General features: G+C 44.7%; 25 protein-coding genes. 6 read left to right on the forward strand and 19 right to left on the reverse strand.

Annotated features, from left to right (window positions below):
* Positions 1–20 precede the first annotated feature (20 nt).
* From yajC to queA, 3 genes are all read right to left on the reverse strand, one after another.
* Complete coding sequence (gene yajC / locus OCU46_RS11555; RefSeq protein WP_141270717.1) at positions 21–356, reverse strand: preprotein translocase subunit YajC; 336 nt, start codon at positions 354–356, stop codon at positions 21–23.
* A 143-nt stretch (positions 357–499) separates the two neighbouring features.
* Entirely contained in the window at positions 500–1,636 is a 1,137-nt protein-coding gene (gene tgt, locus OCU46_RS11560; protein ID WP_141270718.1) for a tRNA guanosine(34) transglycosylase Tgt, read from the reverse strand.
* A 204-nt stretch (positions 1,637–1,840) separates the two neighbouring features.
* Complete coding sequence (gene queA, locus OCU46_RS11565; protein WP_141270719.1) at positions 1,841–2,893, reverse strand: tRNA preQ1(34) S-adenosylmethionine ribosyltransferase-isomerase QueA; 1,053 nt, start codon at positions 2,891–2,893, stop codon at positions 1,841–1,843.
* Positions 2,894–3,140: 247 nt separating this feature from the next.
* Between queA and OCU46_RS11570 the strand changes: the two genes are divergently transcribed.
* Positions 3,141–3,584, forward strand: coding sequence for a CBS domain-containing protein (locus tag OCU46_RS11570; RefSeq protein WP_141270720.1), 444 nt, complete (start codon positions 3,141–3,143; stop codon positions 3,582–3,584).
* Between the two features lie 51 nt (positions 3,585–3,635).
* On the opposite strand, the gene lysS is transcribed toward OCU46_RS11570, so the two are convergent.
* The 5 genes from lysS to xerD all read right to left on the reverse strand — a co-directional run bounded on the left by lysS (position 3,636) and on the right by xerD (position 9,911).
* On the reverse strand, positions 3,636–5,153 hold the full coding sequence (gene lysS, locus OCU46_RS11575) for a lysine--tRNA ligase (RefSeq protein ID WP_141270721.1): 1,518 nt from the start codon (positions 5,151–5,153) through the stop codon (positions 3,636–3,638).
* 39 nt (positions 5,154–5,192) lie between these two features.
* Positions 5,193–6,291, reverse strand: a protein-coding gene (prfB, locus tag OCU46_RS11580) for a peptide chain release factor 2 (protein ID WP_141270722.1) whose coding sequence is annotated in 2 segments (ribosomal slippage) — positions 5,193–6,215 and positions 6,217–6,291 — 1,098 coding nt in all. Because the reading frame shifts where the segments join, the coding sequence is not laid out codon by codon here.
* A 117-nt stretch (positions 6,292–6,408) separates the two neighbouring features.
* Entirely contained in the window at positions 6,409–8,148 is a 1,740-nt protein-coding gene (gene recJ / locus OCU46_RS11585; protein ID WP_141270723.1) for a single-stranded-DNA-specific exonuclease RecJ, read from the reverse strand.
* Positions 8,149–8,208: 60 nt separating this feature from the next.
* The gene (gene dsbC / locus OCU46_RS11590) at positions 8,209–8,949 is read right to left on the reverse strand and encodes a bifunctional protein-disulfide isomerase/oxidoreductase DsbC (protein ID WP_141270724.1); all 741 of its coding nucleotides are present in this window, start codon (positions 8,947–8,949) and stop codon (positions 8,209–8,211) included.
* 50 nt (positions 8,950–8,999) lie between these two features.
* Positions 9,000–9,911: a site-specific tyrosine recombinase XerD gene (gene xerD, locus OCU46_RS11595; RefSeq protein ID WP_141270725.1), complete on the reverse strand. Its 912-nt coding sequence runs from the start codon at positions 9,909–9,911 to the stop codon at positions 9,000–9,002.
* A 117-nt stretch (positions 9,912–10,028) separates the two neighbouring features.
* Here xerD and fldB point away from each other — a divergent pair, with 117 nt between their 5' ends.
* Positions 10,029–10,547, forward strand: a complete 519-nt coding sequence (gene fldB / locus OCU46_RS11600) for a flavodoxin FldB (protein ID WP_141270726.1) — start codon at positions 10,029–10,031, stop codon at positions 10,545–10,547.
* Positions 10,548–10,635: 88 nt separating this feature from the next.
* On the opposite strand, the gene brnQ is transcribed toward fldB, so the two are convergent.
* The gene (gene brnQ / locus OCU46_RS11605) at positions 10,636–11,949 is read right to left on the reverse strand and encodes a branched-chain amino acid transport system II carrier protein (protein ID WP_141270727.1); all 1,314 of its coding nucleotides are present in this window, start codon (positions 11,947–11,949) and stop codon (positions 10,636–10,638) included.
* A gap of 306 nt (positions 11,950–12,255) precedes the next feature.
* On the opposite strand from brnQ, the gene OCU46_RS11610 reads away from it, so the two are divergent.
* Together OCU46_RS11610 and srmB are read left to right on the forward strand one after the other, a co-directional pair.
* Positions 12,256–12,981, forward strand: coding sequence for a tRNA1(Val) (adenine(37)-N6)-methyltransferase (locus OCU46_RS11610; protein ID WP_141270728.1), 726 nt, complete (start codon positions 12,256–12,258; stop codon positions 12,979–12,981).
* 74 nt (positions 12,982–13,055) lie between these two features.
* On the forward strand, positions 13,056–14,276 hold the full coding sequence (gene srmB, locus OCU46_RS11615; protein ID WP_141270729.1) for an ATP-dependent RNA helicase SrmB: 1,221 nt from the start codon (positions 13,056–13,058) through the stop codon (positions 14,274–14,276).
* A gap of 40 nt (positions 14,277–14,316) precedes the next feature.
* Here srmB and OCU46_RS11620 read toward each other — a convergent pair whose 3' ends face one another.
* The 4 genes from OCU46_RS11620 to OCU46_RS11635 form a co-directional block, all read right to left on the reverse strand.
* Positions 14,317–14,745, reverse strand: coding sequence for a VOC family protein (locus tag OCU46_RS11620; protein ID WP_141270730.1), 429 nt, complete (start codon positions 14,743–14,745; stop codon positions 14,317–14,319).
* A gap of 38 nt (positions 14,746–14,783) precedes the next feature.
* Complete coding sequence (locus OCU46_RS11625) at positions 14,784–15,338, reverse strand: GNAT family N-acetyltransferase (protein ID WP_141270731.1); 555 nt, start codon at positions 15,336–15,338, stop codon at positions 14,784–14,786.
* 51 nt (positions 15,339–15,389) lie between these two features.
* Positions 15,390–16,163, reverse strand: a complete 774-nt coding sequence (gene yaaA, locus OCU46_RS11630) for a peroxide stress protein YaaA (protein WP_141270732.1) — start codon at positions 16,161–16,163, stop codon at positions 15,390–15,392.
* Between the two features lie 105 nt (positions 16,164–16,268).
* Entirely contained in the window at positions 16,269–17,723 is a 1,455-nt protein-coding gene (locus OCU46_RS11635) for an alanine/glycine:cation symporter family protein (RefSeq protein ID WP_141270733.1), read from the reverse strand.
* 401 nt (positions 17,724–18,124) lie between these two features.
* On the opposite strand from OCU46_RS11635, the gene OCU46_RS11640 reads away from it, so the two are divergent.
* Positions 18,125–18,310, forward strand: coding sequence for a DUF3545 family protein (locus tag OCU46_RS11640; protein ID WP_141270734.1), 186 nt, complete (start codon positions 18,125–18,127; stop codon positions 18,308–18,310).
* 56 nt (positions 18,311–18,366) lie between these two features.
* On the opposite strand, the gene OCU46_RS11645 is transcribed toward OCU46_RS11640, so the two are convergent.
* The 3 genes from OCU46_RS11645 to nfo all read right to left on the reverse strand — a co-directional run bounded on the left by OCU46_RS11645 (position 18,367) and on the right by nfo (position 20,761).
* A complete protein-coding gene (locus OCU46_RS11645) occupies positions 18,367–18,918 on the reverse strand; it encodes a hemerythrin domain-containing protein (RefSeq protein ID WP_141270735.1) in 552 nt (183 codons plus the stop codon).
* Between the two features lie 70 nt (positions 18,919–18,988).
* Positions 18,989–19,669: a uracil-DNA glycosylase gene (ung, locus tag OCU46_RS11650; RefSeq protein ID WP_141270736.1), complete on the reverse strand. Its 681-nt coding sequence runs from the start codon at positions 19,667–19,669 to the stop codon at positions 18,989–18,991.
* Between the two features lie 240 nt (positions 19,670–19,909).
* Positions 19,910–20,761 carry a deoxyribonuclease IV gene (gene nfo / locus OCU46_RS11655; RefSeq protein WP_141270737.1) on the reverse strand — a complete coding sequence of 284 codons (852 nt, stop codon included), beginning with the start codon at positions 20,759–20,761 and terminating at the stop codon, positions 19,910–19,912.
* 319 nt (positions 20,762–21,080) lie between these two features.
* On the opposite strand from nfo, the gene grcA reads away from it, so the two are divergent.
* On the forward strand, positions 21,081–21,458 hold the full coding sequence (gene grcA / locus OCU46_RS11660) for an autonomous glycyl radical cofactor GrcA (protein WP_017026874.1): 378 nt from the start codon (positions 21,081–21,083) through the stop codon (positions 21,456–21,458).
* Between the two features lie 123 nt (positions 21,459–21,581).
* Here grcA and thrC read toward each other — a convergent pair whose 3' ends face one another.
* From thrC to thrA, 3 genes are read right to left on the reverse strand one after another with little or no spacing between them, the layout of a single operon-like run.
* Positions 21,582–22,862 carry a threonine synthase gene (gene thrC, locus OCU46_RS11665; RefSeq protein ID WP_141270738.1) on the reverse strand — a complete coding sequence of 427 codons (1,281 nt, stop codon included), beginning with the start codon at positions 22,860–22,862 and terminating at the stop codon, positions 21,582–21,584.
* The gene (gene thrB, locus OCU46_RS11670) at positions 22,859–23,821 is read right to left on the reverse strand and encodes a homoserine kinase (RefSeq protein WP_141270739.1); all 963 of its coding nucleotides are present in this window, start codon (positions 23,819–23,821) and stop codon (positions 22,859–22,861) included. The genes thrC and thrB overlap by 4 nt, the downstream gene beginning before the upstream one ends.
* Positions 23,822–23,823: 2 nt before the next feature.
* Complete coding sequence (thrA, locus tag OCU46_RS11675) at positions 23,824–26,283, reverse strand: bifunctional aspartate kinase/homoserine dehydrogenase I (protein ID WP_141270740.1); 2,460 nt, start codon at positions 26,281–26,283, stop codon at positions 23,824–23,826.
* Positions 26,284–26,433 lie beyond the last annotated feature (150 nt).

Consider the following 26,433-nt stretch of genomic DNA (forward strand, 5'->3'; position numbering starts at 1 on the left):
CGAGGATCCTCTAGCTGTTCTTAAAGAGATTTCAGCGTACCTTTTGGTAGCACTGCAGTAACAAAGTCCTTTTTGATTACAACTTCGTTATTTGGATTTAGTTCGATAGCAAGAAAATCGTTCTCTTCAGAGATTGAAGAAATCTTACCTACTAGACCACCGCTAGTTAGAACTTCATCACCTTTGCTCATTGAAGCGATTAGGTTTTTGTGCTCTTTTACACGCTTAGATTGTGGACGGTAAATCATGAAGTAAAAGATAACCGCGAACATGCCAAGCATGATCAGCATCTCAAAACCACCACCTTGTGCTCCACCTTCTGCAGCTGCATGAGCTTGAGAAATGAATAGACTCATTAAAAATCCCCTTTAAAAAAATATTAAATTTAAGTTATAAGACAAAATGTGGCCTCATCGGCCCTTTTTCAAGGGGTAAGCGACAAAGCCACCAAGGAAGATGCAACAATTTGTATGATTACATCACCTTTTATGATTGTTTGTTATTCAGCGTCAGCCTTTAGCATCGGCGGCACTTCGCGATCACGACGTGCATAAAACTCTTCTACAAAAGATTCAAACCTGTCTTCATCAATCGCCTTACGAATGCTTTCCATTAAGCGCTGATAGTAACGAAGGTTATGAATGGTGTTCAGGCGAGAGCCCAAGATCTCATTACAACGATCTAGATGATGCAAATACGATTTAGAATAGTTCTGGCAAGTGTAACAGTCACACTCAGGATCTAGAGGGGTTGTATCGGTTTTATGTTTCGCGTTTCGGATCTTGATCACACCGCCAGTCACAAATAGGTGGCCATTACGTGCATTTCGAGTCGGCATTACGCAGTCAAACATGTCGATACCGCGACGAACACCTTCAACCAAGTCCTCAGGTTTACCTACGCCCATTAGGTAGCGAGGCTTATCGACAGGCAATTGCGGACACGTGTGTTCAAGAATTCGGTGCATGTCTTCTTTTGGCTCACCAACAGCAAGACCGCCTACCGCGTAACCATCAAATCCAATCTTAGTCAGACCTTCAACAGAAACATCACGCAGGTCTTCATAAACACCGCCCTGCACAATCCCGAATAGAGAATTAGGGTTTTCTAGCTTATCGAAGTGATCACGTGAGCGCTGAGCCCAACGAAGAGACATCTCCATCGATTTCTTAGCTTCGTTATGCGTAGCAGGATAAGGAGTACATTCGTCGAAGATCATCACGACATCAGAGCCAAGATCTTTTTGAATTTCCATAGATTTCTCAGCATCCATGAAAATCTTGTCACCATTTACCGGATTACGGAAATGAACGCCTTTTTCCGTGATTTTACGGATATCGCCTAAGCTAAATACCTGAAAGCCACCTGAATCAGTCAAGATCGGTCCTTGCCAGTTCATGAAGTCATGCAGATCACCATGCAACTTCATTACTTCTTGGCCAGGTCTTAGCCAAAGGTGGAATGTATTACCCAGTAAAATTTCAGCTCCAGTCCCTTTCACTTCTTCTGGTGTCATGCCCTTAACAGTACCGTAGGTACCAACAGGCATAAATGCAGGGGTTTGAACCGAACCTCGTTCAAACTGTAGCTGACCACGACGAGCTACGCCGTCGGTTTTTTTAAGTTCAAATTTCACGAATTACTCCAATGTGCCAGAGAAACAATCTGACGGTTAGTTTAGGACAATAATCTACTTTCGACTTGTCCCAAAAAAGAGTGGCCGCGTTTTACGCGAAAGGCCTTGTTAAACAAGGCCCCCTAGCACAGCTAGCACTCACGAAATGAATTGTATAGAACCCTTCAAACTAAATCGGAATGGTATCTAACTTTTCAACTTAACTTACAAGCCCTTACGAGTAACGAACATCGCATCGCCATAACTAAAGAATCGATACTTGTGCTCCACTGCATGCTGATAAGCTCCCATTACATTATCGTAGCCAGCAAAGGCACTCACTAACATAATCAGTGTCGACTCAGGTAAATGAAAGTTGGTAAGCAAGCAATCAATAAGCTGAAACTCGTAACCAGGGTAAATAAAGATATCGGTGTCACCAAAGAATGGTTTCAGCTTTGTGCCATTACGAACAGCATCTTGAGCTGCGCTCTCCAATGAGCGCACAGAGGTAGTGCCTACCGCTATAACACGACCGCCTTTAGCTTTGGTCTCGTTAATTGCATCAACAACCTCTTGAGTTACCTCTACGTATTCTGCGTGCATGTGATGCTCGAGAATATTATCAACACGTACAGGCTGGAATGTACCTGCTCCCACATGCAAGGTAACAAACGCAAGGTTTGCGCCTTTTGCTTTAATCTTTTCTAAGATCTCATCATCAAAGTGCAGACCCGCTGTTGGCGCAGCCACTGCCCCCGGCTTCTCATTGTAAACCGTTTGATAGCGCTCCTGATCTGAGTCCTCATCCGGACGATCAATATAAGGAGGCAAAGGCATGTGACCGACTTCTTCTAAGATCTGTAGTACCGCTTTATCAGAGGTAAAACGAATCTCAAACAAGGCATCGTGCCTAGCGACCATTTTAGCCGCGTACTGATCTTTATCGCCAAGGAACAACTCAGTACCCGGTTTTGGAGATTTTGAAGAACGCACATGAGCCAATATCGTGTGCTCATCCACCATTCTCTCAACTAGGACCTCAATCTTACCGCCACTTGCCTTACGGCCAAATACACGAGCAGGGATCACTCGAGTGTTGTTAAACACTAACAAGTCACCCTCGTTCACCAAGTCCAGTACGTCAGTAAAGCTTTTATCTTGAACTTCACCGCTATTGCCCGTTAATTGCAGTAGGCGACTCGAAGTACGATCTGGCATCGGGTAGCGCGCGATCAATTCATCGGGTAGATCAAAATGAAAATCTGAAACTTGCATGGCGATTAACGTTCCTAGGCTAAATATTTTGCAGGGCGCTAGTATAGATTGCCCCCCGACAAGATCAAGGAAAGATGCTCAATCACTCACGAAAACCAGCCAAGATATTGTCTGGTCACAAGTTTACTTAATAGTGGATTTTTCTGCGTTTTTTCATCCAAATTAAGGGGTAAATCAAAGTATAAATTGAGTCTGATTACTATAGTTAAATGAGTTGAATCGGTTAGGAACTTGCTAGGAGATTATTATGATAAAAATTGCCGAGCTTATGACTCGCAACCCCTACACCCTGTTGCGTTCCAACACTCTGGCTGATGCTAAAAAGCTGATGGCAGAGCATGAAATAAGGCATGTACCCGTTGTCGATGTTGATGATGAGCTACTAGGCTTAGTGACTCAAAGAGACATATTGGCCGCTCAAGACTCAAGCTTGCAAATTAACCCAGATAAAAGTGCCTATACCCTAGAAACCCCACTCAACCAAGCTATGTGTAGGAGCGTCATCACCGTAAGCCCTCATGCCGGTTTACGAGAAAGTGCAATGATGATGCAAAAGCGCAAAGTTGGGTGCTTACCCGTGGTACAGAATGGCAAATTGGTTGGCATCATTACTGACAGTGATTTTGTCGCTATTGCGATTAACCTACTTGAACTGCAAGAGGAAGTGGAACCGGTAGAGTCAGGAACATAAAAAAAGCCACATCATTGCTGATGTGGCTTGTTCATTCTTCTATAACTGCGATTACTGCTGAGGGCGCATCGCTGGGAATAGGATCACGTCACGAATAGTGTGGGTGTTGGTAAATAGCATCGCTAGGCGATCAATACCAATACCTTGACCTGCTGTCGGTGGAAGACCGTGCTCTAGCGCTGTAATGTAATCAGCATCGTAGTACATTGCTTCATCATCACCTGCATCTTTCGCATCAACCTGAGCTTTAAAGCGCGCATCTTGATCTTCTGCATCGTTAAGCTCAGAGAAACCATTTGCTACCTCACGGCCACCAATGAAGAACTCAAAGCGGTCAGTGAAGAACGGGTTGCTGTCGCTACGGCGAGCCAATGGAGAGATGTCCGCAGGGTAACCTGTAATGAAGGTAGGCTGAATTAACTGAGGCTCAGCCGTTTCACCAAAGATCTCTTCAAGAAGCTGACCACAAGTCCAGAACGTTTCTACTTGCACGTGTACAGATTTCGCAATGGCTACCATCTTGTCACGGTCTTGTAGATCGGCTTCTGTTAGCGCTTGAATTTCAGCATGGTCTGGGTTGTAGTGTTTGATCGCTTCAAACATGCTCATACGAGCGTATGTGCCACCAAACTCAACAGTCTCTTCACCGTAAGGCATAGAGGTTGAACCTAGAACATCCATAGCCACTGTGCTTAGCATCTCTTCAGTCAGATCCATCAGATCTTTGTAATCAGCATAAGCTTGGTAGAATTCCATCATAGTGAATTCAGGGTTGTGGCGCGGAGATAGACCTTCGTTACGGAAGTTACGGTTGATCTCAAATACGCGGTCAAAACCACCAACAACTAGACGCTTGAGGTAAAGCTCTGGAGCAACACGTAGGTACATGTCGATGTCTAGCGCGTTGTGGTGCGTGATAAATGGACGCGCTGTTGCGCCACCAGGGATCACGTGCATCATTGGAGTTTCTACTTCTAGGTAACCCTTAGAGCTCATGAAGTTACGGATAGAAGAAACCAGCTTAGAGCGAATGATGAACGCTTCACGAGAATCTTCGTTAACGATCAGGTCAACATAGCGCTGACGGTAACGCATCTCTTGGTCGGTCAAACCGTGGAACTTCTCTGGAAGTGGACGCAGTGCTTTAGTCAGCAACTCGTACTCTTCCATGTTCACGTATAGGTCACCCTTACCAGATTTGTGCAGTGCACCCTTAACACCGATGATGTCACCGATGTCTAAACCTTGGTATTGCTCTTTAAGCTGCTTTTGAACATCTTTTGCTGCGTATGCTTGGATACGACCAGACGTTTCTTGAATAGCCAAGAAAGGACCACGCTTCGCCATAACACGACCAGCGATCGCTACGATGTGGTTCAGCTCTTCTAGCTCTTCTTTGGTCTTTTCACCGAATTCCGCTTGAAGATCGCCAGCTAGGTGCTCACGACGGAAGTCATTTGGGTGGCCGTTTGCTTTGCAGGTCTTGCGGATATGATCCAGCTTGCTACGACGCTCAGCAATTAGCTTATTTTCTTCTTGTTGGTTTTCATTTTGAACAGCATCAGTCATTTTCGATGTATCCTGTTTTCTTCTTTTTCGGTGAAAAGCTTACAGACCTGATTTCAGGCTAGCTTCAATAAATTTGTCTAGGTCGCCGTCAAGCACGGCTTGGGTGTTACGATTTTCAACACCAGTGCGCAGATCTTTAATGCGAGAGTCGTCCAATACGTAAGAACGAATTTGGCTACCCCAACCGATATCTGATTTCGCATCTTCGTTTGCTTGTTTCTCAGCGTTTTGTTTCTGCAATTCAAACTCAAACAATTTAGCACGAAGCTGTTTCATTGCTTGGTCTTTGTTCTTATGCTGAGAACGGTCATTCTGACACTGAACCACAATATTAGTCGGTACGTGAGTAATACGAACCGCAGATTCAGTGGTGTTTACGTGCTGACCACCTGCACCAGAAGCGCGGTATACATCAATACGAAGATCTGATGGATTAATATCGATCTGGATGTTGTCATCAATCTCTGGATAAATAAATGCAGATGCAAACGAAGTATGGCGACGACCACTGGAGTCAAACGGTGATTTACGCACGAGACGGTGTACACCCGTTTCAGTGCGAAGCCAACCGTAGGCGTACTCACCAGAAATCTTTACTGTTGCGCCTTTAAGGCCTGCAACTTCACCCTCAGACACTTCGATAACCTCTGTCTTGAACCCTTTTGCATCAGCCCAACGCAAGTACATGCGTAGCATCATGTTGGTCCAATCCTGAGCTTCTGTACCACCTGAACCCGATTGAAGGTCGATGTAACAATCAGCACCATCGTGGTCACCAGAGAACATGCGACGGAACTCTAGCTTCGCTAGCTTAGCTTCAAGCTCTGCTAGTTCAGGTTCAATCTCGTCAAAGGTTTCTTGGTCTTCTTCTTCAACCGCTAGTTCAAGCAAGCCTTCAACGTCTTCAACACCTTGATCCAGTAAATCAATGGTTTCAACGACAGCTTCTAGTGATGCACGTTCTTTACCTAGCGCTTGAGCACGCTCAGGTTCGTTCCATACATCTGGTTGTTCTAGCTCTGCATTTACTTCTTCTAGGCGCTCTTTCTTAGCGTCATAGTCAAAGGTACCCCCTCAGGACATTCGTGCGCTCAGACACGTCCTGTAGGCGGTTTTTAATCGGATTGATTTCAAACATCTTTGGCCAATATTTTGAATAGAAAATAACCGCGGAATTTTACTCAAAAATGTGACCAAGATACAGAAATATTTTGAAGTTCGTGGATATTAAAGAGCCGAAAATAGAGCTGCCTTGCTAGGCAGCATCAATATGTTCAACCATAAGTTGTAAGGATTGATTGCCTCTAAACTCATTGATATCAAGGCGATAAGCCATTCTGACTTTAGTTGTTGCAGGATCTGGCCAGCGACGCAAATCGACGTTAAAGGCAATCGCATCGATCATAATGTTAGTGGCATGAGACTTGTGCAAAGGTTCAAGCATCAGCTTAAGGTGCTTCTCACCCACCAACTTTTGATGCAAAACCTTAAACTCGCCATCAAAGATAGGTTCAGGAAAGGCTTGCCCCCAAGGACCACCATTACGGATCTCCATTGCAGTATGCATATTGAACTCTTCAGGTGTTAATTCACCATCAGATAATACAATGCCCTTTAAGGCATGCTCATCAACCTCATCTCGAACCGCTTGATCGAATAACTCACTAAAGCGCGTAAAGTCACTCTCTTTAATGGTCAATCCGGCAGCCATGGCATGCCCGCCAAACTTTAGGATTAGCCCAGGGTTTTGTACGTCAATCTTATCTAAGGCATCACGCATGTGTAGCCCTTTGATTGAGCGACATGACCCCTTAATCAAACCGTCACCGCCATCGGCAAATGCAATAACAGGTCGATGGAATTTATCTTTGATTCTTGAAGCAAGAATACCAATTACCCCTTGGTGCCAGTCACGCTGAAATAGCGTAATTCCATAGGGCATTTCTTGATCGGCACTGAACTGCAATCGCTCGCAAAATGCCAGCGCTTCTTGCTTCATGCCCTCTTCAATTTCTCGTCGAGTAATATTAAGCGCATCAAGTTCAGTCGCCATACGTCTCGCAGCATGAATGTTATTACACATCAATAGTTCTACGCCAAACGACATATCATCCAAGCGTCCAGCCGCGTTAATACGAGGCCCGAGTGCAAAACCAAAATCAGACGCGACCAAGCGGCTAGGCTCTCGTTTTGATACTTCAATAAGAGCCTGAATTCCTGGGCGACCAAGGCCTGCTCTAATACGCTGCAAACCTTGATGTACCAAGATTCGATTGTTCTCATCCAGTGGCACGACATCGGCAACGGTGCCGAGTGCTACTAAGTCGAGTAATTCGGTAAGGTTAGGCTCTGCTATGCCAGATTCATTGAACCAGTTTGTTTGGCGCATCAAAGCGCGTAGCGCCACCATCAAATAAAAGGCTACGCCAACACCTGCTAATGCCTTAGAAGGAAAATCGCATTCATGCAGATTCGGGTTAACCATGGCATCGGCTTCCGGCAATACATGCCCTGGTAAGTGGTGGTCTGTGACCAATACCTGAATGTTGTTTTGTTTAGCAAATCGCACCCCTTCTATAGAAGATACGCCATTATCTACAGTCATGATGAGGTCGACGCCCATTTCGATGGCTTGTTCTACAACCTCAGGGCTTAAGCCATAACCATCTTCAAAACGGTTGGGGACCAGATAATCGACATTGCTTGAACCCAACATGCGTAGCGCCAGCACCGACAATGCCGAAGAGGTCGCACCATCAGCATCAAAATCGCCAACCACAATAATACGCTTATTGTCTTTAATAGCACTCAAAAGCAGCTCTGCAGCCGCTTTGATGCCATGAAGCTTCTGCGGTGGAAGTAAGCCTTTGGCACCACGTTCTAATTGCACCGAAGACTCAATACCACGAGCGGCATAAATACGTCGCATCAACGCAGACAGTGTGGTGGGCAGGTTGGAAATATCAGCAGCGGGACGACGTTTAATCTCGATCATGGCTTCTTAATCTAGTAATGGGGGGAAAAGCGCTGTACTCAATGACAGCGCTTATAAAGGCTAGCCTTGTGATTCTAGTCTTTTCAGCAGATCTTCAGGTGACAGGTAACCGCCAACATTCATTCCTTTTGAGGTGTACACCGCAGGAGTACCTGATACGCCAATCGCTTTACCCAATTGGTACTGCTCTGAAACCATAGTTTGGCACTGCTGAATACTATCGCTCGAAGCGTTGACGTTTTCACCGCGTAGCTTAGCATCGTTCATCGCTTTAGCTGGGTCGGCACTACACCAAATATTGGCCATCGTTTGGCCTATATCACTGCGATCACCCGCTCTAGGGAAAGCAAGGTAGCGGACGGTAATACCCAATTTATTGTACTCCGCCATTTGGCGGTGTAGCTTCAGGCAGTAGCCACAAGAGATATCGGTAAAGACAGTCACAACATATTTTTCATTGTCTGCCTTGTAAACGATCATCTCATCACTAGCTTGATCGAGTAAGCTTACGATTTTTGGACCATTCCTAAGCGCGGCTACATCTTGGAAATTACCCTTATCGTCAAGAGAGTATAATTTGCCTGGAATAAAGTAATCAGCCGTTGGGGTTGCATAGAAGGTTCCTTGATTGGTTGTGACTTCTACCAATCCATCAACCTCAATGGCATCTATTTGCATTACGGATACACCGATTTTGGCGAATCGCTCCTTAATTTGCGCCTCGTTAAACTCTGTTGCACTCACACTAAAGGCAAGCAAAGAGCACATAACCACGCCGAAGACTCGACCTAAAATATTCATACAATTTCCTACTAAATAATGGGTATAGCGTGTGAACATAAAACTGCTGCTCACGCTCTTGGGTGATGCTGCTGATGGATCTGTTTCAATCTCTCGGTGGCAACATGAGTATAAATTTGAGTCGTAGATAAGTCACTATGTCCTAGCAACATCTGTACGACACGTAAGTCTGCACCATAGTTCAATAAATGAGTGGCAAAGGCATGCCTCATCACGTGTGGTGAGAGCGTATCGGTATCAATCCCCGCAATCTGTGCATAGTACTTGATACGATGCCAAAACGTTTGCCGAGTCATTTGTCGAGAGCGTTTACTCGGGAATACAACGTCCGAGGAATTTTCTCCCATCAATTGAGACCGGCCATGGGTAAGAAAACGTTCAATCCAATCAATGGCATTTTCGCCCATAGGAACCAATCGCTCTTTTCCCCCTTTACCCACTACTCGCACAACACCTTGTCGTAGGCTCATATTTTCCATCGTGAGACCGACAAGCTCTGATACACGCAAGCCGGTTGCGTATAAAAGCTCAAGCATAGCCTTGTCGCGAAGCTCTATTGGGTCATCCACATTAGGTGCATCAAGCAAACTATCAACCTGTTGCTCACTGATATCCTTTGGCAAACGCTTTGGAAGCTTAGGTCTGATCAATAATGCACTCGGATCATCAGGGCGTACTTTCTCTCGATACAAATACTGGAACAATCGGCGCATAGCGGACAACATTCGAGCACGACTTGACTGGGCAAAGTTCTTGTCCACTAGCCAAGCTTGATAATCTAACAACTCTTGGTAACTGACTGAGGATAAATCCGATTTATTCTGCTCCAACCATTGCGACAACTTACTCAGATCCAATCTATAAGACGCTAAGGTATTTTCGGACAGGCCCTTTTCCATCCAGATGGCGTCTAAGAATTGCTCTATAAGATTCTGATTTAACAAGCTAAAAGTTCCAGTCATACCAATATAGTCACCTTAAAGTATACAAGCATTAGGCTGATTGCTAGTGGCGGGCACTGAAAGTTAGTAAAAATAAAGGTAGAATCAACGGCATGACCATTAGCTATAATTGAAATGATGAAAATAGGACTATTTTTCGGCTCTACCACCTGCTATACCGAAATGGCAGCAGAAAAAATTCGAGACATCATTGGAAGCGACATTGTAGATCTGCACAATGTAAAAGATTCCCCACTTTCCCTGATGAACGACTACGACTTTCTGATTCTAGGGATTTCCACATGGGATTTCGGTGAACTTCAAGAGGACTGGGGAGCATTATGGCACGACATAGATGGCGTACCGCTAACAGGCAAGCACGTCGCGTTATTCGGCTTAGGGGATCAAGAAGGATATGGCGAATGGTTTCAGGATGCGATGGGACTACTTCATCAGCAGCTTCAGCCAAGCAAACCTAACTTTATTGGCTACTGGCCGATAGAGGGCTATGAATTCCAGGCTTCAAAGGCTCTCACCGAAGATGGCTCAAAATTTGTAGGGCTAGCACTTGATGAAGATTCTCAGTACGAGTTTAGTGATGAGCGCATCGCTACTTGGTGCGAGCAAATCCTCATTGAGTACTCTAACTCACTGTAAGTAAGCAGACATAAAAAAAGGAGGCATTTTATATGCCTCCTTTTTATTGGTCTTTCACATTTCGAAAAGTGGTTTTACCTTCAATGAGCTAGGCTTCGACCTGCTTCTCTAGTTTCGACTGTTGTGACCCCGTGAATAGCATGGCGACCAAAGCAACAGAGGTAGGCAATACCCAGCCTAAGCCTAGTTCAAACATCGGTAAGAATTTGAATAGAGATACATCTAGCCCTGCTACTTTTGCGGCATCAACTAAAGCGCAGATGAAAGCAATCATTAGTACGAAGCGATAGGCCAATTTAGGATTCGGTAGCCATGGTCGAATAAAAGTAAGTGCCACTAAAGCAATAGCAATTGGATAAAGAGCAAATAGTACAGGAACAGATAGCTCAATTAACTGCGCAAGGCCAACATTGGCAACTAGCGCACAAGTACTACCATTTACAACAACCCAGAACTTATAGCCCAGCTTAGTGTTTTTGCTGAAGAAGTCAGAACTCGCAGAAATCAAACCAACCGCCGTCGTTAAACAAGCCAATAGCACAATGACCGAAAGAACCCACTGACCTTTATCTCCAAACAGAGCCTTCACATATTCAGCAAGAATAGCGCCACCGTTTTCAAGCCCAGCCGCAATACCGTTACTGGTCGCGCCTAAGTAAAACAGGGCAATATAAACAAGACATAACCCTACAGCAGCAATAACACCAGCAGCAATAAGATAACGAGCAACATCTTTACGCTCTGTCACACCCTTAGAGTTAATGGCTTGAACAAGTAGCATACCGAACATCAGCGAAGCAAAGGTATCCATTGTCAGATAGCCTTCCAAGATACCCTTGGTAAAAGGCTGACTCATATAGTCACCCTGGGCATGAATAATCGGCCCCTGAGGATTAAAAACCACAGCAACAGATAAAGCAACTAAGCCTACAAACATGATAGGTGTTAACACCTTGCCAATGGTGTCTAGCAATGACCCTTGCGCCCAAGCCAGTGCCATGGCAAGAACAAAGAAGGTAATAGAAAAGAGTGCTAGGTGTAGCGTTCCTGGTTGAGAAACAAACGGTCGAATACCCATTTCATAAGCCACTAAGCCTGCGCGAGGCGCAGCAAATGCAGGACCTATGATAATGAAAATTAGCGCAGCGATGAGCAAGGCCACCTTCTTAGGAAGATCGCTCGTGAGATGGTCCCAGGTACCACCGGCTGTCGCCACGGCTACAACTGTAATTAGTGGCAGCCCAGCAGCGGTAAGCAAAAAGCCCCCCATTGCAGGTATCAGGTTTTCTCCTGCTAATTGACCGGCCATTGGTGGAAAGATGATGTTGCCAGCACCTAAGAAAAACGCAAATAGCATGAAGCCAAGTGCAACAATGTCTGAAATGGATAAGCTTTTCTTCAAAATAACCTCGAAGATAAATAGTTGCTGGACGCGCTAATTCAGCGCCTCTATGATTAATTTTTATAAGAAGCATAATGAATAGACCAATAAACAATCTCAAGCGAACAACCATAAACACCATATAGTTTCGCTTTTTTACTCAATTGGCAGTTAATTAACCCAGCTTTTATATAGTAAAGCAGTGTTTCAAGCTAAACCAAAAACCAACAGAACACTCAAAAGTAATAACAAAATCATTGCATACACCGCATTTGCATAAAACAAACCACAACTCACGTTACAAACAACTTAGGATTCAATCTCGTCATGACCACAAAAACAAAGAACTTCCAGTTCAAGTCTTTCTCTATTTGGGGAGGGAATAGTGGCATGCCAGTGAGTACTGATGGGGTGCTACTGGGGGCTTGGGCAAACGTGAATCAAAGCAACAGACTAGTTGATATAGGCACAGGCACGGGATTGCTTGCTCTGATGTGCGCGCAACGAAACACAGAACTGAATATCGTGGCTGTCGATATTGACGATCACGCGATTGAAGCAGCAAAAACAAATTTTGCTGCTAGCCCATGGGAGTCCCGTTTCCAGCTATTTCATTCAGATATCGTCTCATTCTCTAAATCAAATACGGCAGCATTTGATACCATTATCTGTAATCCACCATATTTCAATTCAGGTGAGCAGTCTTCATCGGCCACCAGAGCCACTGCTAGACATACCGACACACTATCTCATCCAGCACTCCTAGACTCTTGTAAAGAGCTACTCTTAAGTGATGGTAGTGCGAGTTTTATATTGCCCAAAGAAGAAGCTAAACAGTGTATTCAGCGCGCTACCGACAACGGGTGGCATCTAAGCCGGTTGTGCAAGGTGAAAACCACACAAAAAAAGGATCACACCCGCTACCTGTTTGAATTGCAATTGAATGCGGATCAAAGCGATCCAACCGAAGAAACAGAGCTCATCATCCATAAAGATGATGGCTACAGCGCAGAGTTTGTTGCGCTAACACAGAGTTTTTACTTAAAGATGTAAATAAGAGTGTGACGTGCGTCACCATTAAACTATAATACTTTCTTTTATCGTCCACCCGTTTGCGGAGCACTGCAGTGTTAAGAACTTTTGCTGAGTTAGATTTAGACCAATCCCTTATTAAAGCCATAGAAGAAATCGGCTTTGAAAGACCAACAAAAGTACAAAGTGAAGCGATCCCTCAAGCCTTGGACGGTAGAGATATCCTAGCTTCTGCCCCAACAGGCACAGGCAAGACCGCGGCTTTTGTACTTCCTGCGTTGCAATACCTCATAGACTTTCCACGTCGTCGTGGCGGTCCAGCACGCGTATTGATCCTAACTCCTACTCGTGAGTTGGCGATGCAAATTACAGAGCAAGCTAAAGAGTTGGCAAAGCACACTAATCTTAATATTTTCACCATTACCGGTGGTGTTATGTATCAAGATCACGCTGATATCCTATCAACAACTCAAGATATCGTGGTTGCAACGCCTGGTCGATTGATGGAATACATCAATGCAGAGCGTTTTGACTGCCGTGCTATCGAATGGCTGATCTTAGATGAAGCAGACCGAATGCTAGACATGGGCTTTGGTCCAATTGTAGACCGACTGTCTAACGAATGTCGCTGGCGTAAACAAACACTATTGTTCTCTGCAACACTAGAAGGCAAAGGCGTTGAAGGCTTCACAGAAGGTCTACTTAAAGATCCTGCAGAAATTGATGCACAGCCTTCACTAAAAGAACGTAAGAAGATTCAACAATGGTATCACCGTGCGGACGATGCAGAGCATAAACTAGAGCTGCTTAAACACATCATTACCGAGCAAGCGGAAAGAAGCATTATCTTCCTAAAGACTCGTGAGCGTCTTGCTGAGCTTCGTCAACAATTGGACAGTGCGCAAATCCCTTGTAGCTGGATCCAAGGCGAAATGCCTCAAGATCGCCGTAACAACGCGATTGCTCGCTTCCGTGATGGCCAAGTAAACGTATTGCTAGCAACCGATGTTGCCGCTCGTGGTATTGATTTGCCAGACGTCAGCCATGTGATCAACTACGATCTACCTCGTACAGCTGATGTCTATCTCCACCGTATTGGCCGTACAGCGCGAGCTGGTAAAAAAGGCAACGCAGTCTCTATCGTTGAGGCGCACGATCAACCAATGATTGAGCGTGTTGAGCGCTACACAAAAGAAGCCATTAAAGAGCGTTTCATCAAGGAGCTTCGTCCTAAACACAAAAAACCAGTGTTTAAGAAAAAGAAAAAGAAGCCAGCCGCTAAAACAGCAACCAAGGCTAAGAAAAAGAAGAAATAACCCTAATCCCCGGCTCTTAAGAGGCGGGGATTTTTCTTTGTCACTCAATCACTAAACTGCCATCGTCATTGAATTGCCAAAAATCAGCATGGGCTATCTCCCAATAATGCCCGTCCGGGTCTCGAAAGTAACCGCTATATCCACCCCAAAATACTCGCTCGGCGGGCTTAACTAACGTTCCACCAGCTTTCACCGCCAACTCTAAAATCTCATCCACTTCATGTTGTGCCTTGGTGTTGTGTGCAAGAGTCATCATCGGAGTTGGGCTTTGATTATCCGGAATATTAATCCCAATATCTTCGGCCAATTTTTGCATTGGATAAAGGGCTACACAGACACCGGATGTTTTGAAGAACACAATATCTTGCTCTCCAGTAAAACTAGAGGGAAAACCAAGCGCGGAATAGAAAGCGTGTGAACGCTTTAGGTCTGACACCCCCAATGTAATGATGCTTACTCTTGCGTCCATTGATCAACTCCCAGTTAATTGATTCCCTTAGTTTAGGATCATCTCGAGTTTAACCACTGTGATTTGGTGAGCTTATATAAACAGTGCCAGCTAAGAGGAGAATCAGCGTCGAGCTTTGGGTGCTGGAAGTCTTTATCGGTATTGTGCATACCTATCTTCTGCATTACTCGCTGAGAGGGTAGGTTACTCAACGCCGTTAAGCTATAGATGGTCTCGAATTGCAGGTGGGTGAAGGCATGTGCGAGTACAGTGCTTGCGGCCTCTGGGGCTATACCCTGCCCCCAAAATGCTTGCGGCAATCGCCAAGCAATTTCAACAAAGGAAATATCCAGAATGCCGTCTTCGGCCGAGCGTTGCTGTAAACCCACCATGCCGACAAATTGATGAGTTAATTTGCATTCTATCGCCCACATTCCCCAACCTTGACTATCCAGTTCTTCAGATAAGCGCCGCACAGATTCTACACTTTGCATTGGGGTCAAAGTATCAGGGAAAAATCGCATTACCTCTGGGCTAAGATTCATCTGAACAAAGGCATCAAAATCCGTCGGCTTCCATGTTCTCAAAAGAAGTCTGGGCGTTTCTAGAATCATGGGAATATCCTTACATTAAACCCAGCTTATGCTGGGTTTAATGGCTGGTTTTTACTGCTGGTCGCGCTTGAATACTAACTCTCGAGCGGTAGAATCCGTGTCGCTAAAGTAATAACCTGCGTAATCAAACTGCTTCAAAGCATCAAGACTGTCGACTTGATTCTGAATAATGTATTTCGCCATCATGCCCCTCGCCTTCTTAGCAAAAAAGCTGATGACTTTATATTGTCCGTTTTTCAGGTCCTTAAACACAGGAGTGATGACTCGACCTTGAACATTCTTTGGCTTGACCGCCTTAAAGTACTCATTCGATGCAAGATTGATAAGAAGATCATCACCTTGCTCGGCTAAGGCTTCGTTGACCTTATCGGTGATCTTATCACCCCAGAAATGGTACAGATTGCTGCCTCTATCGTTGGCAAGCCTTGTTCCCATCTCTAAGCGGTAAGGTTGCATAAGGTCTAGTGGCTTTAACAGCCCATATAGGCCCGATAGCATACGGAAATGACTCTGAGCATAGTCGAAGTCTTGCTCACTGAAGGTCTCAGCCTCAAGCCCTGTGTAGACGTCTCCCTTAAAGGCCAAGATAGCAGGACGTGAGTTATCTGGTGTAAAGGTTTTGCTCCATTCCTGGAAGCGCGCCACGTTCAATCCAGCAATCTTATCGCTTACCTTCATCAAGCCAGAGATATCAGCTGGAGTCAGTTTTTTGCAAACCTTCACCAATTCAGCTGAATCAGCAATAAAATCGGGTTGTGTGTAGCGCTCTGTCGCCAGTGGCGATTCAAAGTCTAGCGTTTTTGCCGGTGAGACTAAAATCAGCATACCAATGTCCTTTACTTAGATTTCTTACCATATGTTCCTTAGGGTATAAAAAAAGCCGTGCTAAGTCAGCACGGCTCTTACTATTGTTTTAATCGGAGTTCTCGATTATTTGTTTCTTTCCACTTGAGCCTTAAGCTCTTCATGGTCATCCCAGATACCCTCTTCTAGTTGAGAGTGAAGCTCTGGATAGTCTTTTGCGTTGAAAGTTGGAACCTTGCCCGCTTTTAGCTGTTGATTGTAGTCTTTTGCCAGCTTCACTACGATGCCAGACAGTAGCAAGATAGCGACCATATTGACTATCGCCATCAAGCCCATAGACACATCAGCCATAGCCCAAACTACTGGTAAACTTGATACAGCACCGAACAATACCATGCCAAGTACAATCACGCGGAAGATGTTAAGACCCGCTTTGTGGTTGTGCTCAAGGAAGATAAGGTTCGTTTCTGCGTACGAGTAGTTCGCAATGATAGACGTGAACGCAAAGAAGAAGATTGCAACAGCAACAAAGATGCCACCCCATTCGCCGACTTCTGCAGTCAATGCGCGCTGAGTTAGCTCGATACCGGTAATTTCACCGTGAGGTACATACTCACCAGAAACCAAAATAATCGCAACCGTTGCAGAACAGATAACGATAGTGTCAGTAAACACACCTAGCATCTGTACATAACCTTGTGATGCAGGGTGCGGCGGGTAAGGCGTTGCAGACGCTGCAGCGTTAGGTGCAGAACCCATACCGGCTTCGTTCGAGAACAAACCGCGCTTGATACCATTAATCATTGCTTGAGCAATTGCGTAGCCTACGCCACCAGCAGCCGCTTCTTGCAAACCGAATGCACTCTTGAAGATAAGCACCAATACATCCGGTACTTTATCCAAGTTAGTGAACATAACGAACAGTGCTAGAGCAAGGTAAGCTAAAGCCATCACTGGAACGATAAGTTCTGCAGTGCGAGCAATCTTACGAATACCACCGAAGATAACGAATGCAGACAGCAGGGCAACACCGATACCTACATACATTGGCTCAATACCAAATGCCGTGTTCATCGCACTTGCAATTGAGTTCGCTTGTACTGAGTTAAATACTAGACCGAAAGCGATGATTAGGAAGATTGAGAACAATACCCCCATCCAACGCATGCCCAGACCTTTTTCCATGTAGTAAGCTGGGCCACCACGGTAATTACCGTCTTCATCTTTGGTCTTGTATAACTGCGCTAGTGAACTCTCAGCAAATGACGTTGCCATACCTAGCATAGCGATCAGCCACATCCAGAAGATAGCACCTGGGCCACCTACGGTTAGTGCTACTGCAACACCGGCCATATTACCGGTACCAACACGAGCAGCAAGACTGGTACAAAGTGCTTGGAAAGAAGAGATACCAGCTTTGTCAGCTTTACGGCTGTTTTTCAGAACACTGAACATGTGACCAAAGTGTCTGAACTGAATAAAACCAAGACGAACGGTGAAGTAAATACCGCCACCTACAAGTAGGTAAACAAGGATTGATCCCCAAAGAAGATCGTTCATTAAATTGATTATGTCTGTCACATCAACCTCGTACTCAAATAGGCTCAATTAAGAGCAAAGGAATGGTTACTACTCGGTTTTTTTATAATTTGACCTGAGTATTGTAGAAGGCAAACGATTACCCATACACCATTCTTCGAATTACATTTTTCGAGCGCATCATGCCGTCATCGTCATCAGAAATCAAATCGCACACTTTTTCGTATATTTTTCATACAGCTATGTTATGTGGCAGTGTGAAATAGCCCTCATTGACGAACAAAAGCTTCACGATTGAGAAATAATTGCGAAACAGTTCAAAGATAAAGTGGCAATGTTCATGGTAATAATGTCGGCAAGCTTGCTTAGCTGGTTAAAGGGTTTTTAACCCACGCTAGGTAAACGCTAGAAAAGTACTTAATTACAGTTAGAAGGGATAGCTTATGGATGGCTTGCAACTTGAAAGTATCTTTGAATCAGAAGAACGCGGGGCTCGTAGAGGCCGCTCAAAACCGGTAAAACGTAAATGGCGTGAAATTGAAGCAATCAAAGACCGTCAGAGACTACAAAAGGAGTTGTTGGATTTGGACGTGTGCAGTGAATATCGCTTAGAAGACATTCAGCTGTAAACCGATTCCCTTAAAAGAGAAAGGATGGGTCTAAACCCATCCTTTTTTATATCTTACTAAATACACTCTTCATCAGTTTGCTTGACTCTAGCCGCCAACTGCTTGTACTTATCAGCAATCGTCTCACCAAATACAGGGTCGTCTTCTTGTGCGCCCCATTTTTTCTCAAGATACTGCCAATCTGAAGTGCTAAAAGTTCTATTAATCAAAGGTAAAACTTCACGCTCTTCAAGATCTAGGTGTCGCTTTTGTTCTTGAATAAAGGTTTCAAGTTGCTGTGCAAACACATCTAAAGGAACGACGGCATCTTGCAGGATCATATCTACGACATCCAAAAACTCGTGGGTTGTCTTCGATAAAACGACATGCTCTTCCTCAAGATTGCTGATTTTCTCTTGCTCACCATACTTTTCGATAAAATAATGATAAATAAGATCTTCTTTCGGATGGTGCGTTCTTTCTGAGTGATCACACAAGTAATCAACAATCTCTTTTAGCAAAGCATAGTTGATCGGTTCTTCACTTTTCAGTTGCGTCAGTTTCTTCCTCAAGATCGCGAGCAAGCGCACCATGTAGCCGTGCTCGCGACGGATCCTTTCAATCATCATGATTCATCCCTCCATATCAATAGCTGACTTAAGTTTAAGCAATTTTATTGATCTATGTTTTGGGGATACCTCAAAAAAGCGTCAAATTAACTGTTGGGATATGCCAGTTTATGCCGTTTTTGCCATGTTGATCTAAATAGTGATTGGCTAAAGAAAAATGTCGGCAACCAAAGAATCCACGTCGAGCCGATAATGGAGATGGATGAACTGAGGTCAATATACAGTGGTCATCCGCATTGATGCTCGCCATTTTTTTCTGAGCGTGTGCACCCCACAGCATAAAAACTATATTTTTCTGATGGTTAGCTAAGTACTCAATGGCTCTTTGAGTAAATATTTCCCAGCCACTTTTGGCGTGAGAATGCGCTTTGCCTTGTTCAACAGTCAGGACTGTATTCAGCAATAACACCCCCTGCTCAGCCCAAGATTTTAGGTATCCATGCTCTGGTACCTGAAAGCCCTCTATATCTTGTGAAAGCTCTTTATAAATATTGCGAAGAGAGGGTGGAATTTTATTACCCGGCAACACTGAAAAGCTAAGGCCATGAGCCTGATTTGGCCCGTGATAAGGATCTTGGCCAAGAATGACTACTTTAACCTTCTCTATCGGTGTCTGCTCAAATGCCGCAAATACATGCTCCGGTGCAGGATAAATTGCTTTACCTAAAGCGCGTTCTTCATCGATAAAAGCTTGTAGGGTTTGGAAGTACTCTTGCGAGCGCTCCTGTTCAATAAAATCTTGCCAACTCAATGCCGTCTTCTCTATCTCTTGCTAACAATAAAGAAGATATTGGCATATTGAGTCGGATTTAGGTATTACTTCTTTTTAGTACTACGTTGAGGTGAGCGGTGGTGACCTTGACTACGCTGACATGGTCGAGCTTGCGGAAAGATAGATGTAAACATGGCACACTCCAGTTCTATTTGTGACTACTACCACATGAAGTAATGAAAGAAGCGTGCCAATAAAACAAACTATTAAAAAAATAATTTAAAGCGCGAACGCTCTCAGGCTTTGGATCTCATCTTTCCATATCTCAGGCTCAATGGTCTCAAGGATTAGCGGGATTCCATCGAAACGGGAGTCTTGGCAAATGTACTTAAAACAATCCCAGCCAATCTCTCCAGCTCCCAATGAATGGTGTCGATCGACCTTACCACCCAAGGCTATTTTTGAGTCATTGATGTGCATTGCACGCAGATAGTGCATCCCCACTACACGATCAAACTCTGCAAACGTCGCCTCACAAGCCTCAAACGTTCGTAGGTCATACCCAGCAACAAAAGTGTGGCAAGTATCGATACAGACACCAACACGGCTTTTATCTTCAACTTGCTCAATGATCTCGGCTAAGTGCTCAAATCGCCAGCCTAGGTTGGTACCCTGTCCTGCTGTATTCTCAATAACTGCAATGACATTCGGTACCGCTTTGTGCGCCAGATTAATGGACTCAGCAATGCGAGCTAAGCACTCCGTTTCTGAGATTTTCTTTAAATGACTACCAGGGTGGAAATTCAATAGCGTCAGACCAAGCTGCTCACAACGTTCCATCTCATCAATAAATGCAGCGCGAGACTTCTCTAACTTTTCTTCTTCAGGCGCTCCTAAGTTAATTAGATAGGAGTCGTGTGGCAAAATTTGCTCTGAAGTGAACCCTAAAGCCGTACAGTTTTTCTTGAACGAATCGATGCTTTTTTGCGTTAAAGGTTTGGCCACCCACTGACGCTGATTCTTAGTAAATAAGGCGAAGGCATTCGCACCAATTTCTTTGGCTCTAAGAGGCGCGTTCTCGACACCACCAGCGGCTGATACATGTGCACCAATAAACTTGTTTGTTGACATAAAAGGTTCTCTTTATCTTCTAATTTTTGCCACTTACAGCGTGATATGCTCAACATGTACGGCAACAAATTTTATACAGGTGTTGTTAAAAAACTACACAAAAACGGCTAACTTCGCCAATCTTGTTAAAGATCGGTCGATAAATCAATGAATTAATTATAACTTGATCATAGTCATGGAAAACACCTTAAAAAAAATATGGTTTTTAGTTGTTTTTTGACGTAAATCAATATTAAAATGGCAAACATGCAGTGAGCGATTGAAAAAGCTCCAAGTTTATCCGTAAATCGAACCCACATATGTGGCTGAGGAGAAAATTATGATCCAAGGAATTCAAATCACTAAAGCAGCTAACGATGAGCTACTAAACTCTATCTGGCTACTAGATTCTGAAAAGAACGAAGCTCGTTGTGTTGTTGCAGCGTCTGGCTATGAAGCTGATCAAGTGATCCCTGCTTCAGATCTAGGTGACTACGAGAGCCGTGAAATCGCTATCGAAAAAGCACCAAAAATCGAAGGCGGTCAGCACCTAAACGTGAACGTTCTTAAACGTGATACGCTAGAAGACGCTGTTAAGCACCCAGAGAAATACCCACAGCTAACTATCCGTGTATCGGGCTACGCTGTACGTTTCAACTCTCTAACTGCTGAACAGCAAAAAGACGTTATCGCACGTACTTTCACTGAGTCTCTATAATCTAGAGCTTTAGTAAAATTCTAAAAGCCTGGCAATTCACGTTGCCGGGCTTTTTTGTATCTGTCCATTTACTGCAGATACAAAAAACGGCGCCTAAGCGCCGTTATTTTTGTCTGAAGACGATTACTGTACTTTTCTTAATACAGCCTTCAGAAGGTCGAAATCATTAGCAAGATCTTCAGATAACAAGTCCATCGCAGCATGCTTGGCTAGAGGGCCTGGTAATTCGATATCACTGCCTAGGATATCATCGACCACTTCTTTGAACTTCGCTGGATGAGCAGTACATAGGAACAATCCCGTTTCACCCTCAGCAAGCTGCTCTTGAAGCGCTCGGTACGCAATCGCGCCATGAGGCTCACACAGATAGCCTGAATCGTACAGCGCCTTCACACTCTCAGCACTTTGCTCGTCAGTTACTGCAGCACTGCCAAGTGTATCCAAGCCCCAGCCTTTACGCTGACAAAGCTCTTCAATACGAGGCCAGTTGTTTGGTTGGCTAACATCCATTGCGTTTGACGTTGTAGCAACCGTTGGTTTTGGCTCCCACTTACCCGTTTCTAGATAGCGTGGCACAGTGTCATTAGCGTTAGTTGCCGCAATAAAGCGCTTAATCGGCAAGCCTAGAGCTTTAGCAAGCAAGCCTGCTGTTAGGTTACCAAAGTTACCACTTGGCACTGAAATGACTAGATTTTCACGCTCTGATTTGCTCATTTGAGCTGCTGCTTCAAAGTAGTAGCAGATTTGAGCCATCAGACGGCTGATGTTGATTGAGTTTGCCGAGTTCAGGCCGATTTCTTGACGCAGAGCTTCATCATCAAACGCTTTCTTAACCAATGACTGACAGTCATCAAAATCACCATCGATAGCAACAGTGTGGATATTCTTACCTAGCGTACAGAACAGTTTCTCTTGAAGAGGGCTGATCTTGCCTTTTGGGTACAGAATAACGACGTTGATATCTGCCATACCATAGAAAGCATGAGCAACCGCTGCGCCAGTGTCACCTGAGGTTGCCGTCAGGATAGTGATCTTGCCACCTTCTGAAACCGTTGCTAGTGACTGAGCCATAAAGCGACCGCCAAAGTCCTTAAACGCTAGCGTTGGACCATGGAACAACTCTAGTGCATAGGTGCCATCTTTTACTGATTTGATAGGCGCTGGGAACTGAAATGCAGTATCCACCATCTGAGATACCTGTGACTCAGAAAGCTCGTCACCAATAAGCGCCGAAAGTATCTTACTGCTTCGGGTTACAAAGTCTTCCTCGAGCAACGCGTCGATGTTATCGAGTGCTGGGATATCAGTAGGGAAAAACAACCCTTGATTACGACCTAATCCCTGACGAACCGCTTGTCCAAAAGAGACCTGTTCGTCATTTTCTTTGATGTTATACAGCTTCATAATTTACTTCCTGTTACTTTCGAGCCCTGCTGATCGATCTTGCAGATGTGCACGAATCCTTCATCATTTTGTACATAATTAACTTCAAGCCAAGATTTGACTCGCTCCGCAACCTCTAAACTATCACAGATAGTAAACATTGTGGGACCGCTTCCTGAAATTCCTGAAGTTAGAGCGCCGGCTGTTGCTGCATAGCTTCGAGCTTCTGGGAAACCAGGTAATAGACGCTGTCTATACGGTTCAGCGATGACGTCTTTGATCATCTTAGCCGCAAGCTCTGGTTGACCCGAATAGCTAGCATGGATAAAGCCAGCTAAGTGACGTCCATGAGCGATAATGTCTTGTCGACGGTATTGAGCAGGCAGAATCTCACGCGCAGCCGCTGTGGACACGTTGATGCCAGGATACGCCATTACCCAATACCAGTTTTCAAAACTCGGCACCTCTTGACTGATAATGCCTAGCTCTTCAACCATCAACTGCACACCACCAAGGTAGCAAGGCGCGACATTGTCATAGTGAACACCGCCAGAGATCTCGCCTTCCATCTCCCCCATTAACGCTAACAGCTCTGTTTGGTTAAGTGGGTTGTCATGAAATTGATTCAAAGCATCCAGCGCCGCTACAATAGAACAAGCACTTGAACCTAGCCCTGAACCAATTGGCATATTCTTTTCTAGCGTCATTTCTAAATGGCGCATCGGTTGCCCCTTGCTCGACATTTCACGAGCAAATACCTGCCAACAGCGATACACAATATTTTGTTTCGCATCAGTAGGTAGCTTTGCGACAAAACGACCTGCTGTTTTTAGTTCAAATTCAGATTCTCCAGCAGCAACCATCACACGGTCGCCAAGTAGCGTACCATCAACAGGAGATACCGCAGCTCCTAGCACATCAAAGCCAACGCTCACATTGCCAATTGATGCTGGAGCATAAACACAAACACTCTCTTTCATGTTTAGATCCCCAGTTTCCAGCCCAATGTACGCATGACATCAGAGAATACACCGGCAGCCGTTACCTCTGTACCCGCACCATAGCCACGCATCACCAATGGAATTGGTTGATAGTAACGGCTGTAGAATGCCAGAGCATTTTCACCATCTTTAACTTTAAATAGAGGATCATCTTCATTAACCGCAGCGATCGTCACACGACACTTGCCGTCAACAATTTCACCTACATAACGAAGTACCTTGCCTTCTTCAGCAGCCTTTTGTGACATTTCAGAGAAGTAAGCATCAGCTTGAGGTAGACGCTCAACAAACTCTTCAATTGAACCTGAATCATCAAAGCCAGGTGGCAGTGCTTGGTCAACGACAACGTCTTCCAGTTCAATTGCCATTCCTGTTTCACGGGCTAGGATAAGAAGCTTACGCGCCACATCCATGCCAGACAGGTCATCACGAGGGTCTGGCTCGGTGAAGCCGTTCTCCATAGCAACTTTAGTTGCTTCACTTAATGTCATGCCTTCATCTAACTTACCGAAGATGAAAGAAAGAGAGCCGGATAAGATGCCGTTGAACTTAACCAGTTCATCACCTGCACTGATCAGATTTTGTAGGTTTTCGATTACAGGTAAGCCTGCGCCTACCGTAGTTTCATACATAAGCTTGCGACGAGAAGAACGCGCAACCTGACGAAGCTGATGGTAGTACGCCATGCTCGCTGTGTTGGCTTTCTTGTTTGGCGTTACTACGTGGAAACCCGCTTGAAGGAAATCAGCATATTGCCCAGCAACGTTCTCACTAGAAGTACAATCAACTAGTACAGGGTTGATGATGTGGTTGCGTTGAACCATTGCACTAAGTGACGCTAGGCTGAACTTCTCACTTGCGTTGCTCATGCGGTCACGCCAATGCTCAAGATTCAGGCCTTCACCATCCAGCAGCATGCCTTGGCTATTTGCTAGAGCACATACGCGGATAACAATGCCTTTTTTCGCTAACTTCTGTTGCTGACGAGCCACCTGATCCACAAGCTCACCACCAACACCACCTACACCGACTACAAATAGGTCAAGGAAGTGCTTCGAGTTGAATAGGTTTTCATGACACGCCTTGATGGCCTTAGAGATCTTATCTTCTGGAATAACGGCTGAGATTGCGCGCTCAGAAGAGCCCTGAGCAATAGCAGTAATGTTTACATTCACCTGAGTTAAAGAAGTGAAGAATTTAGATGCTACGCCGCGAGAGGTACGCATACCATCACCCACTAGCGTCAAAATAGCCACATCATCAATAAATTCTACAGGCTCTAATAGGCTGTCTTTCAGCTCTAACTCAAACGCTTCTTCAAGTACTGCTTTAGCTCGCTGACGATCCGCCGCTTCAATACAGAAACTGATGCTGTATTCTGAAGAAGACTGAGTAATAAGAACAATAGAGATGCCAGCTGAAGACATAGCGCCAAATACGCGACTTGCCATGCCTACCATGCCCTTCATTCCTGGGCCTGAGACATTCACCATTGTGAGTTCATTAAGGGTAGTAATACCCTTGATATCCAGGTTGTCTTCACCTGTATCTAGACCAATCAAGGTACCCGCACCCTGCGGGTTAAAGCTGTTTTTAATTAGACATGGAATATGGAATTGAGCAATAGGGGCAATAGTCTTTGGATGCAAAACCGATGCACCAAAATAAGAAAGCTCCATCGCTTCTTGGTAGCTTAGAGATTTTAATAGGCGTGCATCTTCTACAAGGCGAGGGTCACAGTTATAAACACCATCAACATCAGTCCAAATTTCACAGCAATCTGCGCGTAGACATGCAGCCAAAACAGCCGCTGAATAGTCAGAACCATTACGTCCAAGTGTAACCAACTCACCTTTAGCATTGCCTGCTGTAAAGCCTGGCATTAAGTGTACTTGCCCTTTTGGAAGCGGAGATTGAATAAAGTTTTGTGTTGAGACTTCAACATCGACCATTGCTTCTAGGTGATCACCCTTAGCGTAAAGGTATTGAACTGGGTCAATCAGACCCGCTGCTTGACCTTTAGCTTCAAGGACCGCTTTCATCAAGCGAATAGAAACCTTCTCTCCCTTACTAATGATGCGAGCATTCACATTGTTTGGGCACATGCCTAATAGCTCGATGCCTTGAACAAACTCAACTAGATTATCTAGGGACTCTTTAACTTGAGCCTCAAATTCTTCTAGTTGGATGTTTGGCAGCTCTTGCTTGATCTCGTTAGCCAACTCAGTGAAAGAGTTACGCAGTTCTTTGATCTGTAGTTCTGCACCTTGCTTTTGTAAAGCGGCATCAATGATCGCTACCAGCTTGTTGGTGGTTTTTCCTGGAGCTGACAGTACTACCGCTAGCTCTTCTTGATCCGCATTATTCGCAATGATGTTCGCCGCTCGCAAAAATCTATCTGCATCTGCTAACGAAGATCCTCCAAATTTCAATACTCGCATTCCATTCTCCCTGAGCTAAAAATTGTCAAAAAAAAGGCCTGTATCTGGTGGGATACAGGCCTTTTTTAAAAAATGTTTCTTTCAGCAGCCTGCCCCAACACTCATGGTGCTGGTAATAATCATTCGGGTAATCAGGCTACGTGTGTTCAT

Source organism: Vibrio comitans (assembly GCA_024346835.1).
In the GTDB taxonomy this organism is placed as follows: domain Bacteria; phylum Pseudomonadota; class Gammaproteobacteria; order Enterobacterales; family Vibrionaceae; genus Vibrio; species Vibrio comitans.

Coding starts and splice junctions, on each gene's coding strand:
- thrA (WP_141270740.1), bottom strand. CDS start 26,283: ATGCGAGTATTGAAATTTGGAGGATCTTCGTTAGCAGATGCAGATAGA.
- OCU46_RS11610 (WP_141270728.1), top strand. CDS start 12,256: ATGACCACAAAAACAAAGAACTTCCAGTTCAAGTCTTTCTCTATTTGG.
- thrC (WP_141270738.1), bottom strand. CDS start 22,862: ATGAAGCTGTATAACATCAAAGAAAATGACGAACAGGTCTCTTTTGGA.
- OCU46_RS11570 (WP_141270720.1), top strand. CDS start 3,141: ATGATAAAAATTGCCGAGCTTATGACTCGCAACCCCTACACCCTGTTG.
- recJ (WP_141270723.1), bottom strand. CDS start 8,148: ATGATCGAGATTAAACGTCGTCCCGCTGCTGATATTTCCAACCTGCCC.
- grcA (WP_017026874.1), top strand. CDS start 21,081: ATGATCCAAGGAATTCAAATCACTAAAGCAGCTAACGATGAGCTACTA.
- fldB (WP_141270726.1), top strand. CDS start 10,029: ATGAAAATAGGACTATTTTTCGGCTCTACCACCTGCTATACCGAAATG.
- nfo (WP_141270737.1), bottom strand. CDS start 20,761: ATGTCAACAAACAAGTTTATTGGTGCACATGTATCAGCCGCTGGTGGT.
- OCU46_RS11645 (WP_141270735.1), bottom strand. CDS start 18,918: ATGATGATTGAAAGGATCCGTCGCGAGCACGGCTACATGGTGCGCTTG.
- OCU46_RS11625 (WP_141270731.1), bottom strand. CDS start 15,338: ATGATTCTAGAAACGCCCAGACTTCTTTTGAGAACATGGAAGCCGACG.
- queA (WP_141270719.1), bottom strand. CDS start 2,893: ATGCAAGTTTCAGATTTTCATTTTGATCTACCCGATGAATTGATCGCG.
- OCU46_RS11640 (WP_141270734.1), top strand. CDS start 18,125: ATGGATGGCTTGCAACTTGAAAGTATCTTTGAATCAGAAGAACGCGGG.
- yaaA (WP_141270732.1), bottom strand. CDS start 16,163: ATGCTGATTTTAGTCTCACCGGCAAAAACGCTAGACTTTGAATCGCCA.
- OCU46_RS11620 (WP_141270730.1), bottom strand. CDS start 14,745: ATGGACGCAAGAGTAAGCATCATTACATTGGGGGTGTCAGACCTAAAG.
- xerD (WP_141270725.1), bottom strand. CDS start 9,911: ATGACTGGAACTTTTAGCTTGTTAAATCAGAATCTTATAGAGCAATTC.
- thrB (WP_141270739.1), bottom strand. CDS start 23,821: ATGAAAGAGAGTGTTTGTGTTTATGCTCCAGCATCAATTGGCAATGTG.
- yajC (WP_141270717.1), bottom strand. CDS start 356: ATGAGTCTATTCATTTCTCAAGCTCATGCAGCTGCAGAAGGTGGAGCA.
- lysS (WP_141270721.1), bottom strand. CDS start 5,153: ATGACTGATGCTGTTCAAAATGAAAACCAACAAGAAGAAAATAAGCTA.
- dsbC (WP_141270724.1), bottom strand. CDS start 8,949: ATGAATATTTTAGGTCGAGTCTTCGGCGTGGTTATGTGCTCTTTGCTT.